Source organism: Pantoea sp. R102 (assembly GCF_004916815.1).
Lineage (GTDB): Bacteria > Pseudomonadota > Gammaproteobacteria > Enterobacterales > Enterobacteriaceae > Pantoea > Pantoea dispersa.
Genome location: NZ_SDFT01000154.1, coordinates 12,901 through 29,978 on the forward strand (window position 1 = coordinate 12,901; position 17,078 = coordinate 29,978).

General features: G+C 58.3%; 15 protein-coding genes. 8 read left to right on the top strand and 7 right to left on the bottom strand.

The features are described 5' to 3' along the window. Window positions 1-182: 182 nt before the first annotated feature. A complete protein-coding gene (gene ompC, locus ERD80_RS16070; RefSeq protein ID WP_021507277.1) occupies window positions 183-1,265 on the top strand; it encodes a porin OmpC in 1,083 nt (360 codons plus the stop codon). An 82-nt stretch (window positions 1,266-1,347) separates the two neighbouring features. Here the strand turns inward: ompC and crl are convergent, their stop codons facing one another. The 3 genes from crl to gpt all read right to left on the bottom strand — a co-directional run bounded on the left by crl (window position 1,348) and on the right by gpt (window position 3,685). After that, entirely contained in the window at window positions 1,348-1,749 is a 402-nt protein-coding gene (gene crl, locus ERD80_RS16075) for a sigma factor-binding protein Crl (protein WP_021313042.1), read from the bottom strand. A gap of 109 nt (window positions 1,750-1,858) precedes the next feature. Next, on the bottom strand, window positions 1,859-3,106 hold the full coding sequence (gene frsA, locus ERD80_RS16080) for an esterase FrsA (RefSeq protein WP_058769336.1): 1,248 nt from the start codon (window positions 3,104-3,106) through the stop codon (window positions 1,859-1,861). A 120-nt stretch (window positions 3,107-3,226) separates the two neighbouring features. Beyond that, a complete protein-coding gene (gpt, locus tag ERD80_RS16085) occupies window positions 3,227-3,685 on the bottom strand; it encodes a xanthine phosphoribosyltransferase (protein WP_021507279.1) in 459 nt (152 codons plus the stop codon). A 254-nt stretch (window positions 3,686-3,939) separates the two neighbouring features. On the opposite strand from gpt, the gene pepD reads away from it, so the two are divergent. Then, window positions 3,940-5,400: a beta-Ala-His dipeptidase gene (gene pepD, locus ERD80_RS16090; RefSeq protein ID WP_021507280.1), complete on the top strand. Its 1,461-nt coding sequence runs from the start codon at window positions 3,940-3,942 to the stop codon at window positions 5,398-5,400. Between the two features lie 109 nt (window positions 5,401-5,509). On the opposite strand, the gene dinB is transcribed toward pepD, so the two are convergent. Further along, a complete protein-coding gene (gene dinB, locus ERD80_RS16095; RefSeq protein WP_058758014.1) occupies window positions 5,510-6,565 on the bottom strand; it encodes a DNA polymerase IV in 1,056 nt (351 codons plus the stop codon). 244 nt (window positions 6,566-6,809) lie between these two features. On the opposite strand from dinB, the gene dpaA reads away from it, so the two are divergent. Then, a complete protein-coding gene (gene dpaA / locus ERD80_RS16100) occupies window positions 6,810-7,553 on the top strand; it encodes a peptidoglycan meso-diaminopimelic acid protein amidase (protein WP_021507282.1) in 744 nt (247 codons plus the stop codon). Here the strand turns inward: dpaA and ERD80_RS16105 are convergent. Further along, window positions 7,524-8,291: a class II glutamine amidotransferase gene (locus ERD80_RS16105; protein WP_021507283.1), complete on the bottom strand. Its 768-nt coding sequence runs from the start codon at window positions 8,289-8,291 to the stop codon at window positions 7,524-7,526. The genes dpaA and ERD80_RS16105 overlap by 30 nt on opposite strands. 48 nt (window positions 8,292-8,339) lie before the next feature. Then, window positions 8,340-8,918, bottom strand: a complete 579-nt coding sequence (gene lpcA, locus ERD80_RS16110; RefSeq protein ID WP_021507284.1) for a D-sedoheptulose 7-phosphate isomerase — start codon at window positions 8,916-8,918, stop codon at window positions 8,340-8,342. 229 nt (window positions 8,919-9,147) lie between these two features. Between lpcA and fadE the strand changes: the two genes are divergently transcribed. From fadE to ERD80_RS16135, 5 genes are all read left to right on the top strand, one after another. After that, window positions 9,148-11,598 carry an acyl-CoA dehydrogenase FadE gene (gene fadE / locus ERD80_RS16115; RefSeq protein ID WP_136547607.1) on the top strand — a complete coding sequence of 817 codons (2,451 nt, stop codon included), beginning with the start codon at window positions 9,148-9,150 and terminating at the stop codon, window positions 11,596-11,598. 184 nt (window positions 11,599-11,782) lie between these two features. Further along, a complete protein-coding gene (locus tag ERD80_RS16120) occupies window positions 11,783-12,943 on the top strand; it encodes a pyridoxal phosphate-dependent aminotransferase (RefSeq protein WP_136547609.1) in 1,161 nt (386 codons plus the stop codon). Then, complete coding sequence (locus ERD80_RS16125) at window positions 12,931-13,701, top strand: amidohydrolase (RefSeq protein ID WP_136547610.1); 771 nt, start codon at window positions 12,931-12,933, stop codon at window positions 13,699-13,701. Before ERD80_RS16120 ends, ERD80_RS16125 begins: the two co-directional genes overlap by 13 nt. A gap of 121 nt (window positions 13,702-13,822) precedes the next feature. Next, window positions 13,823-14,134 carry a type II toxin-antitoxin system HigB family toxin gene (locus tag ERD80_RS16130; protein ID WP_058758055.1) on the top strand — a complete coding sequence of 104 codons (312 nt, stop codon included), beginning with the start codon at window positions 13,823-13,825 and terminating at the stop codon, window positions 14,132-14,134. After that, window positions 14,131-14,547, top strand: coding sequence for a transcriptional regulator (locus tag ERD80_RS16135; RefSeq protein WP_136547612.1), 417 nt, complete (start codon window positions 14,131-14,133; stop codon window positions 14,545-14,547). Before ERD80_RS16130 ends, ERD80_RS16135 begins: the two co-directional genes overlap by 4 nt. A gap of 41 nt (window positions 14,548-14,588) precedes the next feature. Here ERD80_RS16135 and katG read toward each other — a convergent pair whose 3' ends face one another. Next, the gene (gene katG, locus ERD80_RS16140; RefSeq protein ID WP_058776020.1) at window positions 14,589-16,787 is read right to left on the bottom strand and encodes a catalase/peroxidase HPI; all 2,199 of its coding nucleotides are present in this window, start codon (window positions 16,785-16,787) and stop codon (window positions 14,589-14,591) included. Between the last annotated feature and the right edge of the window lie 291 nt (window positions 16,788-17,078).

Genomic DNA, 17,078 nt, shown 5'->3' on the forward strand with positions numbered 1-17,078 from the left:
CCAACAGCGGCAAGGGGAAAAGCACAAAAAACGCCTGACAAGCGGGTAGACCAAAAGTTCGCAATTAACAAGAAATCAGAAAAAATGTCATAAAACCTTCATTGCCAGTCGGTAAAACGTCCCGTGTTTTACAAACCTTTTCACGGGTACAACAAATTTTACTCATTGGGATTGATAGCAAAATGAAGAAAAGCACACTGGCACTCATCGTTTCCGCGCTGGCTCTGGCCTCAACCGCACAAGCCGCAGAAGTTTATAACAAAGACGGTAACAAACTGGATCTGTACGGTCGTGTGAAAGGCATGCACTACTTCAGCGACAACGCAGCCGCTGACGGCGACAAAACTTACATTCGTCTGGGCTTCAAAGGGCAGACGCAGATTAACGACCTGATGACCGGCTACGGTCAGTGGGAATATCAGTTCCAGGGTAACCGCGCAGAAACCAACACCGACGCTAACATCGGTAACAAAACCCGTCTGGGCTTTGCCGGTCTGAAGTTTGGTAACTACGGCTCTGTTGATTACGGTCGTAACTACGGCGTGGTTTACGATGTGCTGGCATGGACCGACGTACTGCCAGAATTCGGTGGCGACAGCGCCTACACCGACACCTACATGCTGGGCCGTACTTCTGGCGTCGCCACTTACCGCAACAGCAATTTCTTCGGTCTGGTGGATGGCCTGCGTTTCGCGGTGCAGTATCAGGGCAAGAACGATTCCACCAGCGCCAACGGCCGTTCAGAGATTCCTAAGCAGAACGGCGACGGTTACGGTGCGTCACTGGGTTACACCCTCGGCGATAGCGGTGTCAGCCTGATGAGTGCGATCTCCTCTGCTGACCGTACCAACTCGCAGGACGTGGCGACCCGTCTGGGCCGTGGTGACAAAGCGGAAGCCTGGGGCGCGGGCATCAAATATGACGCGAACAGCATCTACCTGGCGTCGACCTACTCTGAAACCCGTAACATGACGCCAATCACGGGCGGCGTGGCGAATAAAACGCAGAACTTTGAAGTGGTTGCGCAGTATCAGTTCGACTTCGGTCTGCGTCCATCGCTGGGCTACGTGCAGAGCAAAGGCAAAGACATTGAAGGCATTGGCGATGCGGACATCGTGAAATATGTCGACGTGGCGATGACGTACTACTTCAACAAAAATATGTCGGCCATGGTTGACTACAAAATCAACCAGCTGGATGACAACAACCCGCTGGGCATCAACAGCGATGACGTGGTGGCGGTCGGTCTGACCTACCAGTTCTAAGCTTCAGCATTACCCTGTCTGTGTCTGTAAAAAAAAGAGCCGGCTCATCACCGGCTCTTTCTTATTCTGGTCTGACTCAGGTTCAGGCGCTGAGTTTAACCGGCTCTTCTTTGAACCCCGCCGCGGGCCTGAGATCAAGCTTAAACTCATGCAGCGTGGCTTTCAGGCGCTCGTGGAAATTACGCAGCGTGCTCTCCACTTTCTCATTGTTCTCTTTGCCCTTGATCGCGGCCACGCTCCAGTCGCCGTCTTTATCAAACAGGCCGAAGTGGTATTCGTAGGTGAAGTGATCTTCATAGGCGTTCAGCGTCATCCACCAGCCCCAGAACTCGCGGCTTTCCGGCGCCGGTTTGACGTTGACGCACGCCGCCAGGCAATCAAAGAAGAAACGCGTCTCTTCACACTGTCCTTCACGGATGTACGGCCCCAATTCGGTGAAGCGCTTAAGCAGGCGACTACGGGGGTGACCACTCGGTAACGTCATGCTAACTCTCTCCCTCAAATAAACCGTATAAAACGCAGTGCGGCGGCAAAACGCCACCGCACGTATTTTCCCGAAGATAAGTTGTAGCAGAGTCTGCGTATTTCGCCAGTTAGCGCTGCAACTGTTTTGCCAGCCAGTCGCAAATTTGATTGAGCGCCTTATCAAAGCTGGCAAACACTGGCGTGGCGGGAATCGCCAGCGCCTTGCCCTGCGCCGAGGAGTTGACGATCAGCTGCGCCTCCTCTTCCGGGCTGAACAGATCGTTGGGCCAGTAAGCGGCCAGCATCGGCACCGGCGTCCGGCGGCCCAGCAGGCCCTGCACTTTGAGCGAATAGCGGTTGAGCTCGATGCGCAGATTGCTGTCGGAGGTCGACGACATGCCCAGCCGGCTGGCCAGCATGTCCATATACATATCCGGCAGCTGCTGCTGGCGCTGCGCATCGACAAACACGTGATGCACCATCGGCCCGAGCGATGCCACCGCGCGCAGACGCGGCACCTCCAGGTAAGCCAGCCGCGTTGCCACGTTGGCGCCAAAGCGGTAACCGAACAGCGCCACGCGCGTGTGGTCAATCCACGGCACGTTGCTCAGCTCGCGCAGCACCTGCTGATGCAGCTGGCTGGTGTCCTGATTGAGCGTCCATTTGCTGCTGAAACCCACCGACGGCATATCCAGCGTCAGCATGGCGATGCCGCGCGGTGCCAGATAATCATGAAATAGCCGGTAATGGTCGCTCTGCAGCGAGTCGAGGCCACCGCACAGCAGCACGGTCGGATACGGCGCGCTGGCCTGCGCCGGCATATGCAGGAAGCCGGTGACCGGACTGCCGCCGCTGATGGGAAAGGTCAGGGATTTAAGCTCGCCGGGCAGGCGCTGGGTGGCTTCTTCATAAGCGCGATTCGCCAGCACCTGCGCCTGATCCGCCAGCTCATCGCCTTTAATGTAGGGATACGCGGCCAGGCTGTAGAGACTGGCGGCATGCAGCCACTGCTGGCCGGCCTCATCGTGATCGGCGTTCTGCATCGCGCGCTGCTGCCACAGCGCCGCCTGCTTCGACCACTCATAGTTCCAGTTGCCGCCGCGATAGCCAATTACCGTGTCCAGCAGCGTTTCGTCGGTGTGTTCAAATTTACTGACGGCAATGCGCGCCAGCACTTCGCTGATCTCCTGCGGCGCCAGGCCGCGCCACGTCCACAGCAGCTTATTCAGCATGCGATACCAGCCGCGCTGGGTATCGCCTTCCAGGGCATTGTGCACCTGCGCCGTCGGGTGGTGCTGGCGATGCACCAGCGAGGAGGTTTCCGGGTGTTTGAAGCGGGGTTTGAACAGTTCTTCGCTGAGGTTTTTCTCGGCCATCTTAAGCTTCTCCTGCGGCAGTCGCATAGATGGCTAAGAGTGTACTGCACCCGCCGCACGGGCGCGAGGCGCAGAAAACACAACGCCCGGCATAACCGGGCGTTGTTTGCGTTGCATCAATCAGCTTTTTACAATCGGCGGAATGTACACCACGCCCATGTCCCACGGCTGCTCGATCCAGGTGTTTTGCGGAATATCGACAATGTAGTCGTCCACCAGCGCGCGGCCAGCCGGCTTAGCGAAGATGGTGCAGAAACGCGCTTTTGGATACATATCACGAATCGCCTGCGCGGTACCGCCGGTATCCACCAGATCGTCGATGACCACAAAACCTTCACCGTCGCCTTCTGCGCGCTTCAGCACTTTCATTTCACGCTGGTGATCGTGATCGTAGCTGGAGATGCACACGGTATCGACGTAGCGAATCCCCAGTTCACGCGCCAGCAGCGATGCCGGAACCAGACCTCCGCGGCTGACCGCGATGATGCCTTTCCACTGTTCCACAGGAAGCAGGCGCTGGGCCAGTTTACGGGCATGAATCTGCAGCATGTCCCAGGTAACGACGTATTTTTCGCTCATAAAAGGAATCCCGGCCAATGAGATTGGCTTAAAAATATGCAAGGGGGAAAAGGTTGCGCGAGATTATAAGGATCTGACGCGTTAAAAACCAGCACCCGTCACATCGGTTGCAGGTTTTTAGCGCGCCCGATGGCGCACCCGGCAGGAAACAGTGATATTCTCTGGCCCATCACGTCAGATGTGCTGACGGCGATCTTTCACTGGAAACCCGCGTGCGAGCGGTATGTCCGCCGCGCTGACACAGGAGACGCGTTGTGTCTGAATTGTCTCAACTTTCCCCGCAGCCGCTGTGGGATATCTTCGCAAAAATCTGCTCGATTCCGCACCCTTCTTACCATGAAGAAGCGCTGGCCGAATACGTTGTTGGCTGGGCTAAAGAGCAAGGTTTCTGGGTTGAACGCGATCAGGTCGGCAATATCCTGATTCGTAAACCTGCTACCGCAGGCATGGAAAACCGTACTCCGGTGGCGCTGCAGGCGCACCTCGATATGGTGCCGCAGAAGAACAATGACACGGTACACGACTTCACCAAAGACCCGATTCAGCCGTACGTTGATGGCGAGTGGGTGAAAGCGCGCGGCACCACGCTGGGTGCGGATAACGGTATCGGTATGGCCTCTGCGCTGGCGGTGCTGGCTGACAACAGCCTGACTCACGGCCCGCTGGAAGTGCTGCTGACCATGACCGAAGAGTCGGGCATGGACGGCGCCTTTGGTCTGCAACCAAACTGGCTGCAGGCGGACATCCTGATCAACACCGACTCGGAAGAGGAAGGTGAGATCTATATGGGCTGCGCCGGGGGTATCGACTTTATCACTACCCTGCCGCTGAGCCGCGAGGCCGTGCCTGCCGGTTTCGAAACCCTGAAGCTGACGCTGAAAGGTTTGAAAGGCGGCCACTCCGGCGCGGACATTCATCTTGGTCTCGGCAACGCCAACAAGCTGCTGGCGCGCTTCCTTGCCGTGCACGCGGCTGAGCTGGATATCCGTCTGATTGAGTTCACCGGCGGTACGCTGCGTAATGCAATTCCGCGCGAAGCGTTCGCTACGCTGGCCATCGACAGCCATAAAGTGGATGCGCTGAAGTCTGCTGCCGCCCATTTCCAGGCCACGCTGCAGAATGAGCTGGGCAGTAAAGAGAAGAACGTCGCCGTGCTGAGCGAGCCGCTGGCGCATCAGGGCCAGGCGCTGACCGCAGACAGCCGCGATCGCTTCATCAACCTGCTGAACAGCACGCCAAACGGTGTAATTCGCAACTCGGACGTGGCGAAAGGCGTGGTGGAAACCTCGCTTAACGTCGGCGTGGTCACGATGGAGCAGGACAGCGCCGAGATCATCTGCCTGATTCGCTCGCTGATCGACACCGGTAAAGATTGGGTAGTCGAAACCCTGACCTCGCTGGGTGCGCTAGCCGGGGCGAAAACCGCGCCGAAAGGCGGTTACCCGGGCTGGCAGCCGGATGCCGACTCGCCCATCATGGCGCTGACGCGTAAAACCTATGAAGCGCTGTTTGGTAAGACGCCAAACATTCAGGTGATTCACGCCGGTCTGGAGTGCGGCCTGTTCAAAAAACCGTATCCGGACATGGACATGGTATCGATTGGGCCAACCATCACCGGTCCGCACTCGCCGGACGAGCAGGTGCACATCGACAGCGTCGGTCTGTACTGGAAACTGCTGACCGCGCTGCTGAACGTGGTACCGGAAAAAGCGTAACGCCGTTGCGATAAAAAAAATCCTGCCCCCGGGCAGGATTTTTTATTTACGGTAACGGTGCCGCGTCAGGCGACCGCGCTGTAGCTCTCGTCCAGCGGCAGCTCAGCCATTACAACCCCAGCACCAGCTGGCGCTCCAGCTGCGGATTTACCAGCGTGACGTGCAGCCCCACCAGCCGCACACCGCGTCCGGCGCGGCGTTCGTCCCAGGCCTGACGCGCTACGGCGATCATGTCGTCTTTATTCAGCACCGGCCAGACATGCTCCTGGGTGGTGAGCTGGAAATCGTTGAACTTCAGCTTTACGCCCTGACGTGCAATCTGCTTATCCGGGCGGATCGCGCTGAGACGGCGATCGAGTTCGGCGTAGAGAAAATCAATAATCTCCAGGCACTGCTCCCAGTGATGGATGTCCTCGCCCAGCGTACGCTCGACTCCCAGCGATTTGCGTTCGCGCTCCACCACTACGTCACGATCGTCGATGCCGTTGCTGCGCTCCCACAGCACGCGGCCAAATTTTCCAAAGCGCTTCAGCAGCTGCGCCAGATCGGCCTGTTGTACGTCAGCGCAGGTGCGCAGTCCCATCTCTTCCAGCTTTTTGGTGGCCACTTTACCGACGCCGGGAATCTTGCTCAGCGGCAGCGTCAGCAGAAAGTCCGGCATCGCCTGCGGCGTGATCACATACTGGCCGTCTGGCTTGTTCATGTCTGAGGCGATTTTGGCGAGGAACTTGATCGGCGCAATGCCGGCGGACGCGGTCAGGCCGGTTTCGCGCAGGATATCGGCGCGAATCGCCTGCGCCATCAGCGTGGCCGATCCCTGGCAGTGTTCACTGTCGGTGACGTCCAGGTAGGCTTCATCCAGCGACAATGGCTCAATCAGTGGCGTATAGCGGGTAAAGATGGCGCGAATCTGCTGCGAGGCTTCTTTATAGGCGTCAAAGCGGCCGGGCAGCAGTTTCAGATGGGGACAGAGGCGCAGCGCCGTGGCGGTCGGCATCGCGCTGCGCACACCGTATTTCCGCGCCGGATAGTTGGCGGTGCTGATTACGCCGCGCTGCACGCGGCTGCCGCCGATGGCAATCGGGATATCACGTAATGAAGGATCGTCGCGCATTTCCACTGCCGCGAAAAAGCAGTCCATATCGACATGAATGATTTTGCGCATACGCCCCTCCGGATACTGGATAAGTATACAGCAGAGAAAAACAACGGCAATATTTGTGGCGCGTGCGATTAAAGTTTACAAATTTGTGGTCGTATTCCCTTTAGGATTGCACCATTTTCTCGGACTCCGGCTTGATTAAACGCCAGACAATGATAATGTTGCGCTGCGGTAGCGGATATTTCCGATAATGCAATACAGTGACGCACTGCGTCAGCGTTCCTCTTCACTTCAAGGTACACACAGAATGGGCAGAATCGCATTATTGTTTGCGATGATTCTTATGCCGCTCCTGAGCTGGGCAATGACGCCTGAGCCAATGCAGCCGCTGGCTCCGGTGAGCAAAGAGTTAAAGAAACAATTACTGGGTACACCGGTATTTATTCAGATCTTCAAGGAAGAGCGTACGCTGGAACTGTACGGCAAAATCGGTAATGAATATCGACTGCTGGACAGCTATCGCATCTGTAACTTCTCCGGCGGCCTCGGGCCGAAACGTCGTCAGGGCGATTTTAAAAGTCCGGAAGGCTTTTATAACGTGAAGATGAATCAGCTCAAGCCGGACAGCCGTTTTTATCGCGCCATCAATACCGGATTCCCGAATCAGTACGATCGCGCCAAAGGCTATAACGGTAACTATTTGATGATTCACGGCGATTGCGTGTCGGTGGGCTGCTATGCCATGACCAACGCATCGATGGATGAGATCTTCACTTACGTGAACGCCGCGCTGCGTAACGGTCAGCAGGATGTGCAGGTCAACATCTTCCCGTTCCGCATGACCGACAGCAACATGCAGCGCCATCGTTACTCGACTTACATCAGCTTCTGGCGTGAACTGCAGCCGGGCTATGCTTACTTCGCCAAATACCACGTGCCGCCAACGGTCAACGTGACGGCAACCGGTCAGTATGCGGTGAACAACACGCCGGTCATGACCACGCCGGAAGCGGCGTCGAAATCATTCCTGGCGCTCACCCAGGTAAAATAATGCCCACTCACCTGGCACGATGCGGTGCCAGGTTTCATTACCGGTCAGCGGCTGCGTCGCAATCACCGTCACCACGTCTTTCGGCGTGGTCTGCTGCAGAAAATCAATCTCCACATCCTGATCGAGCAGCTTCGCTTTGCCAAACGGCGCGCGGCGCGTAATCCAGTACAGATTGGTTGAGCAGAAGGCCATCAGATAGCGTCCGTCAGACAGCAGCATATTGAACACGCCCTTCTGGCGCAGCTCCGTCGCCAGCTCTGCCACATAGCGAAACACCGCCGGCCAGTTGCCCGGTGTGCGCGGATAGCGCTCAGCCAGCTTATGCAGAATCCAGCAAAACGCCTTTTCGCTGTCGGTTTCGCCTACCGGACGGAAATGCCCGGTCTCCAGCTGGCGATAGCCCTTTAGCTGGCCGTTATGCGCGTAAGTCCAGTTGCGCCCCCACAGTTCGCGGGTAAACGGATGGGTATTTTCCAGTGACACCTGGCCGCGATTGGCCTGACGAATATGCGCCACCACCGAGTGCGACTTGATCGGATACTCCTGCACCAGGCGGGCAATCGGCGAGTTGTAGCTCGGCAGCGGATCTTTAAACGTGCGGCAGCCTTTATCTTCGTAAAAGGTGATGCCCCAGCCATCTTTGTGCGGCCCGGTTGCACCGCCACGCTGCACCAGACCGGTAAAACTGAAACAGATATCCGTGGGGACATTAGCGCTCATCCCGAGCAATTCGCACATAGCAACCGCCTTATCAGAACCTCCCGCGGGCGCGGGAGGAGCACGTCATCACTTAACCATCTCTTTTTCGATTAACAGCATCAGGATGTGGATCACTTTGATGTGAATCTCCTGAATGCGATCGGCATATCCAAAGTGCGGCACGCGAATTTCGATATCGGCCGTACCGGCCATTTTGCCACCGTCTTTGCCGGTCAGGGTAATCACTTTCATGCCTTTGGCGCGCGCGGCTTCTACGGCTTTGATGATGTTGGCCGAGTTACCCGAAGTGGACAGCCCCAGCAGCACATCGCCCTCGCGCCCGACCGCCTCGATGTAGCGGGAGAACACATAGTCGTAGCCAAAATCGTTGCTGACGCAGGAGAGATGGCTGACATCCGAAATGGCGATGGCCGGATAGCCAGGACGATTTTCGCGGTAGCGCCCGGTCAGCTCCTCAGCGAAGTGCATGGCATCGCAGTGCGAGCCGCCGTTGCCGCAGGAGAGCACTTTGCCACCGGCTTTGAAGCTGTCGGCCAGCAGCACGGCTGCGCGCTGAATGGCGTGAATGTTGGCTTCATCACTCAGGAACTTATTGAGCGTATCGGCGGCTTCATTGAGTTCTGAGCGAATAATGTCCTGATACATAGGGATGTCCTTTAGAGGAAAATTGACCCAGCAAGTTTAACGGAATGGGCCAGAGCCGCAAAGCGCCCGCAGCAGGGAAAAGCGCGACGCCGCGCTGACGTCCAATTGCCGGCGCGATTTTGTGAGTTCGGTTGTAATTGCGATGTAAACAGATTGATAAATTTCGTGCACTGCTCTAAACCTTATCACTAACAGGTCAGACCTCTTACAACTTACGGAGCGGTTCATTATGTTGCTTGCCTCGATCATCGCGACGCTGGTGTTAATTAGCGCCCTCTTCTACCATCAGGTTTCACTGCGGCTCAGCAGTGCGATTGTGCTGCTGTGGACCGCGGCACTGGCCGCCACCGGCCTGTGGACGCCGTGGCTGCTGCTGCCGCTGGCCATTATTCTGCTGCCTTTCAACCTGCCGGCGATGCGCCGCAGCATGTTCTCTAAGCCGGCTCTGCACAGCTTCCAGAAGGTGATGCCGCCGATGTCGCGCACCGAAAAAGAGGCGATCGACGCCGGCACCACCTGGTGGGAAGGCGATCTGTTTCGCGGCAAACCGGACTGGCAGAAACTGCACAACTATCCGCAGCCGCGCCTGACCGAAGAGGAACAGGCGTTTCTGGATGGCCCGGTGGAAGAAGCCTGCCGCATGGCTAACGACTTCGAAATCACCCATGAAATGGCCGATCTGCCGCCGGAGCTGTGGGCTTACCTCAAGCAGCACCGCTTCTTTGCCATGATCATCAAAAAAGAGTACGGCGGTCTGGAGTTTTCCGCTTACGCGCAGGCGCGTGTGCTGCAAAAACTGGCAGGCGTGTCCGGGATTCTGGCGATCACCGTCGGCGTGCCGAACTCGCTGGGTCCGGGTGAACTGCTGCAGCATTACGGTACCGATGAGCAGAAAGATCACTACCTGCCACGCCTCGCGCGCGGCGATGAAATCCCCTGCTTTGCGCTGACCAGCCCGGAAGCGGGCTCCGACGCTGGCGCCATTCCGGATACTGGCGTGGTGTGCATGGGCGACTGGCAGGGCCAGCAGGTGCTGGGCATGCGCCTGACCTGGAACAAGCGCTACATTACCCTGGCGCCGATTGCCACCGTGCTCGGCCTCGCCTTTAAGCTCTCCGACCCCGATCATCTGCTGGGCGAAACCGAAGAGCTGGGCATTACCTGTGCGCTGATCCCGACCCATACGCCAGGCGTTGAAATTGGCAGACGTCACTTCCCGCTGAACGTGCCGTTCCAGAACGGGCCGACGCGCGGCAAAGATATCTTTGTGCCGATCGATTACATCATCGGCGGTCCGGCGATGGCCGGTCAGGGCTGGCGTATGCTGGTTGAGTGCCTGTCGGTAGGACGCGGCATTACTCTGCCGTCTAACGCTACCGGCAGCCTGAAAAGCCTGGCGCTGGCGACCGGTGCCTACGCGCACATTCGCCGCCAGTTCAAAGTCTCTATCGGTAAAATGGAAGGGATTGAGGAGCCGCTGGCGCGCATCGCCGGTAACGCTTACGTGATGGACGCGGCGGCGACGCTGATCACCAGCGGCATTATGCTGGGCGAAAAACCGGCGGTGCTGTCAGCGATTGTTAAATACCACTGCACCCATCGCGGTCAGCGCGCCATCATTGATGCAATGGATATCGCCGGCGGTAAAGGCATCATGCTTGGCGAGAACAACTTCCTGGCGCGTGCCTATCAGGGCGCCCCGATCGCCATCACCGTTGAGGGCGCGAACATCCTGACGCGCAGCATGATTATCTTTGGCCAGGGCGCAATCCGCTGCCACCCGTGGGTGCTGGAAGAGATGAACGCCGCCGCGAAGAACGATCTCGTCGCCTTTGACCGCGCGCTGTTCAGCCATATCGGCCACGTCGGCAGCAATAAAGTGCGCAGCCTGTGGCTTGGCCTGACCGGCGGCCGCACCAGCGCTACGCCAACCCGTGACGCGACCCGCCGCTACTATCAGCAGCTGAACCGCCTGAGCGCCAACCTTGCGCTGCTGTCGGATGTGTCGATGGCGGTGCTGGGCGGTAGCCTGAAACGTCGCGAACGTATTTCGGCACGCCTCGGCGATGTGCTGAGCCAGATGTATCTGGCATCCGCCACGCTGAAACGCTATGACGATGAAGGCCGTAACGAGGCGGATCTGCCGCTGGTGCACTGGGGCGTGCAGGATGCGCTGCATCAGGCGGAAGTGGCGATGGACGATCTGCTGCGCAACTTCCCGAATCGCCTGGTTGCGGGTGCGCTGCGGCTGGTGATTTTCGCCGGCGGCAAACACTGCCCGGCACCGTCCGATAAACTGGATCATAAGCTGGCCAAAATGCTGCAGCTGCCGTCCGCAGCCCGCACCCGTCTGGGCCGCGGCCAGTATCTGACGCCGAGTGAGCACAACCCGGCCGGTCAGCTGGAACAGGCGCTGCAGGATGTGATGGCGGCGGAAGTGATTCACGATCGTCTGTGTCAGCAGCAGAAAAAACACTTCTCCTTCACCCGGCTGGATGCGCTGGCCCAGCGCGCGCTGAAAGAAGGCTGGATTGACGAGAGTGAAGCGAAGGTGCTGACGCGGGCCGAAGCCAGCCGGCTGAAGGCCATTAACGTGGATGATTTTGCGCCCGAGGCGCTGGCGGTGGCGAAACCGGACAGCAAACCCAAACCGAGCGCCCGCCCCAGCGAAGCGGCGTAACCGCAAAAAGCCTCCAGCCAGAGGCTTTTTTTATGGCCTGCGGCAGCGGATAAGCGCACTCAGCGTCTGTGCCAGCCACGTTTAGACGTCTAAGCGTCTCGATTGCCAAGTGTTAACATCCTGTTTATAGTGGCTGCAGCACAAGGTTACTCCGCAACGACATTCGCGCTTAAGGCACCCGATAATGACGCAGCCCAACCTGATCCCCGAGAGCAAACTACCGGCGCTCGGCACCACCATTTTTACCCAAATGAGCGCCCTCGCCGCCCAGCACAACGCCATCAATCTGTCACAGGGCTTTCCCGATTTTGACGGCCCGCGCTATTTGCAGCAGCGCCTGGCACATCACGTCAGCGAAGGCGCTAACCAGTACGCGCCGATGATTGGCACCCTGCCGCTGCGCGAGGCGATCGCCGATAAAACCGCAGACATGTACGGCCATCGGCCGGATATCAACAGCGACATCACCGTGACGGCGGGCGCAACCGAAGCGCTGTATGCCGCGATCACCGCGCTGGTGCGACCGGGCGACGAGGTGATTTGCTTCGATCCCAGCTACGACAGCTATGCGCCAGCGGTTCAGCTGGCTGGCGGCGTGCTGAAACGCATCGCGCTGCAGCCGCCCGCTTTTCAGGTCGACTGGCAGGCCTTCAGCAGCCTGCTCAACGCGCGCACCCGGCTGGTGATCGTCAACACACCGCATAATCCGTCCGCCACCGTGTGGCACGCCAGCGACTACGCCGCGCTGTGGCAGGCGATCGCCGGACAGGAAATTTATGTGCTCAGCGATGAAGTCTATGAGCACATCTGTTTTGATGAGCAGGGCCATGCCAGCGTGCTGGCACATGCCGACCTGCGTCAGCGCGCTATCGCAGTCTCATCCTTCGGCAAAACCTTTCATATGACCGGCTGGAAAGTGGGTTACTGCATCGCTCCGGCGGCGATCAGCGCCGAAATCCGCAAAGTGCATCAGTATCTCACCTTTTCAGTGAATACCCCGGCGCAGCTGGCGATTGCCGATATGCTGCGCCAGCAGCCAGAACATATTGATGCGCTGCCGGCATTCTATCGCGCCCGGCGTGACCGCCTGACGCAGGCGCTGGCCGCCAGCCGGTTTAAGGTGCTGCCCTGTGCCGGCACCTATTTCCTGTTGGTGGATTACAGCGCCATTTCCGATTTGGATGATGTCAGTTTCTGCCAGTGGTTAACCCGCGAAGTGGGCGTGGCGGCGATTCCGCTGTCGGTGTTCTGCGCGGACCCTTTCCCGCACAAGCTCATTCGCCTGTGCTTTGCTAAACAGGAAGCGACGCTTGACGCCGCTGCGGAGCGTTTATGTCAGCTTTAAAACTTACCGTATTACAGGAAACCCTGAGCTGGATGGATGGCGCGGCCAACCTGCGCCATTTTGATGAGGTATTGCAGGGCATGACGGGCCGCGATGTCATCCTGCTGCCGGAGATGTTTACCACCGGCTTCGCCATGGAGGCGGCGGCCAGTTCGCTGCCGCAGGATCAGGTAGTGGCGTGGCTGCACGGTCATGCCAAAGCCCTGAATGCCCTGGTCGGCGGCAGCGCGGCGATTCAGAGCGACCAGGGCGCGGTAAACCGTTTCCTGCTGGTGGAGCCCGACGGCACGCTGCACCAGTACGACAAACGCCATCTGTTCCGCATGGCCAGTGAGCACCAGCACTATGTACCCGGTGAAACGCGCGAGGTGTTCCACTGGCGCGGCTGGCGTATTCTGCCGCAGATTTGCTACGACCTGCGCTTCCCGGTGTTTTCGCGCAACCAGAATGATTACGATCTGGCGCTGTATGTCGCCAACTGGCCGGCACCGCGCGCGCTGCACTGGCAGGCGCTGCTGCTGGCGCGCGCCATTGAGAATCAGGCCTATGTAGCCGGGTGTAACCGCGTCGGCAGTGACGGCAATCAGCATCAATACAGCGGCGACAGCCGGATCATCTCGCCGCAGGGTGAGATCCTCGCGGCCGCTGAACCCTTCGCCCGCGCGCGCCTTGACGCCGAGTTATCACTGGAGGCGCTGCGCGACTATCGCGAACGCTTCCCGGCCTGGCGCGACGCCGATGAATATACGCTGAAGTAATCTTTTAGCCGCATCCCTGCGATGCGGCTTCCATATCTCCTCCCGCCCTGTTGTTTCCTGTGTGGAAACATTCTATGTTGTGCGTTACAATGTTTCCACCCTGGAACAGCTCGAGGGAATGATGCACATTATCTCAAGGAAAGTGTTTAACGAAGCGACACAGAGATTTCCTAATGATGCCGCAGCACTGGATGCCACTTACCGACTATTAAGCGGCCATGATTTTGCCGATCCACAGGTGTTAAAAGCCTGGTTTCCCAGCCTGGATCGCATGAAGTATCGGGCAAAATGGTGGGTAATTAATGTCGGCGGCAACAATCTCCGGCTGATGTTCTTTGCGGATTTTGTGGCAAAAAGAGTCTTCGTAAAGCATATCGTGACGCATGCTGAGTATGACAAGCTGGTTAAGCATTACCGGGAGAACAAAGAATGATTAGCGAAGCGATTCAGGCCTCCAACAATCTGATTAAAGCCGTGCCGCTGCTGGGCGGGAGTCAGTCCAGAGCCGATTATGAACAGGCGCTTGAACTGGTGGAATACCTGGTTGAGCATCAGCCGGGGCATCCGCTGATCGAGATGCTGGCCGTTAAAGTCGCGAAGTATGAAGAAGCCGCAGCGGAATTTGCCGCGTTTAATGCACGCACTCAGGCGCTGCCGGGCGGCGTGGCGCTGCTGCGGGTGCTGATGGACCAGCACGGTCTGAATCAATCCTCTTTCGTGGCAGAAATCGGTCAGCGTTCGTATGTGAATCGCATTCTGAAAGGCGAGCGCAGATTAACGGACAAGCATAAGGCGGCGCTGGCGCGACGCTTTAATCTGCCGTTTGAGGCATTTCGTGAGGCATAAGCAGGAATAAGCCGCAGCGCATGACGCTGCGGCTCAGGGGATTACAGATCGAACCGGTCGAGGTTCATCACTTTGGTCCAGGCGGCCACGAAGTCGTTAACGAACTTCTGCTTCGCATCGCTGCTGGCGTAAACTTCCGCCAGCGCGCGCAGGATGGCGTTAGAACCAAACACCAGATCGGCGCGGGTGGCGCTGTACTTCACTTCTCCGCTCTGACGATCGCGGCCTTCGAACAGCTCAGCGCTCTCATCGGTGGCGCGCCATGCGGTGCGCATATCCAGCAGATTGATGAAGAAGTCGTTGCTCAGCACGCCCACGCGATCGGTAAACACGCCGTGTGCGCTGCCGTCGAAGTTGGTGCCCAGCACGCGCAGACCACCCAGCAGTACCGTCAGCTCTGGCGCGCTCAGCGTCAACTGTTGCGCTTTGTCCAGCAGCAGGGTTTCGGTAGAAGAACCGCCCTGCACGCGGCGATAGTTGCGGAAACCATCGGCCAGCGGCTGCAATACGTTGAATGACTCGACATCCGTCTGGTCCTGACGCGCATCCACGCGGCCCGGCGTGAACGGCACCTGCACCGCGACACCTGCCGCTGCTGCCGCCTGCTCAATCCCGACGCTGCCCGCCAGCACAATCACATCCGCCAGCGACGCTTTACCTGACTCCTGCTGAATCTTCTGCAGCACCGGCAGCACATCGCGGGTGACACTGGCGTTGACCGCCCAGCCGTTCTGCGGCGCCAGCGCCAGACGGGCACCGTTCGCGCCGCCGCGTTTATCGCCGCCACGGAAGGTGGAAGCAGACGCCCAGGCCGCAGAGACCAGCTGGCTGACGCTCAGACCCGAAGCGGCAATTTTCGCTTTCAGATCGGTGATGTCATCCGGCGTCGGCTGATGCGTGGCCTGCGGTAACGGATCCTGCCACAGCAGATCTTCCTTCGGCACTTCCGGACCGAGGTAGCGCGCTTTTGGCCCCATATCGCGGTGCGTCAGTTTAAACCAGGCACGGGCGAAGGCTTCATTGAACGCCTGCGGATCGTTGAGGAAACGACGCGAAATCTTCCCGAACTCCGGATCGAAACGCAGCGTCAGGTCGGTGACCAGCATGGTCGGCTTGCGTTTTTTCTCTGGATCGAATGGATCCGGGATAATCGCTTCGGCATCAACCGCTTCGAACTGAATCGCGCCCGCCGGGCTGTGCGTTTGTACCCACTCATATTTGAACAGGTTCTCGAAGAAGTAGTTGCTCCACTGCGTTGGGGTTTGCGTCCATACCACTTCCAGACCGGAAGTGATGGCATCAGCACCGGCACCGCTGCCGTAGCTGCTGTGCCAGCCCAGACCCTGCGCTTCCAGCGGCGAAGCTTCCGGATCGACGCCCACGTGGCTGGCCGCAGCAGCACCGTGCGTTTTACCCAGCGTGTGACCGCCGGCAATCAGCGCGACGATCTCTTCATCGTTCATGCCCATGTTGCCGAAGGTGGCGCGAATCGCCGGGGCCGCCGAGCGCGGATCGCCGCTGGCTTCCGGACCTTCCGGGTTCACGTAGATCAGGCCCATTTCCGTCGCACCGAGCGGCGCGTTTGCCAGGCTTTCCGGATGGCGGTGCGCCAGCCATTCGGTCTCATGTCCCCAGTCCACGTCCATGTCCGGTTCCCAGACATCTTCACGACCGGCACCAAAGCCAAAGGTACGGAAGCCGGCGTTTTCCAGCGACACGTTACCGGCAAGAATGTAGAGATCGGCCCAGGAAATTTTCTGGCCATACTTCTGTTTCACCGGCCACAGCAGACGACGCGCTTTGTCGAGGCTGACGTTATCCGGCCAGGAGTTGAGCGGCGCAAAGCGCTGCTGGCCACGTCCGGAGCCGCCGCGACCGTCGATGGTGCGGTAGGTGCCGGCGCTGTGCCATGCCATACGGATAAACAAGCCGATGTAGCTGCCCCAGTCGGCTGGCCACCAGGATTGCGAGTCGGTCAGCAGCGCACGAATGTCGGCTTTCAGCGCGGCGTAATCCAGCTTGCTGAACTCTTCACGGTAGTTGAAATTGTCACTGAGGGGGTTAGAACGGCTGGAATGCTGGTTTAACAGATCGACGCGCAGCATGTTTGGCCACCAGTCGCGGTTGGTGGTCCCGCTTCCGGCGCCACGCGCTAAAACGCTTTTCTCTTCCGATGCTCCATGATGAAAGGGGCATTTTCCTGAGGCGGCTGCATTATCATTATTTTCGGGCGTGCTCATTTCTCGGCTCCATTGGCTTCACGTTGTCCGGTTAAGATAACCGCACCGTGTTGCAGAATATATTTGGATGGACCGAAGGTTTTGATAGTTACTGGCTTTCAAGCGCGAGGTTTGTGATAGAGAGCACGAATTTCAGCGGGCCTGAGAGGGTATGAAGCCGGTACTGCAAGTCGCACAAGATTCGTAGCGGCGCGTTTCATCGCGCAATAAATTGCGCCGCTACCAAAACGCAACCGTTGTTAAGCGGATTTACAATTTAACAGACAAGCATTGCGCCATTGATGGCGACCT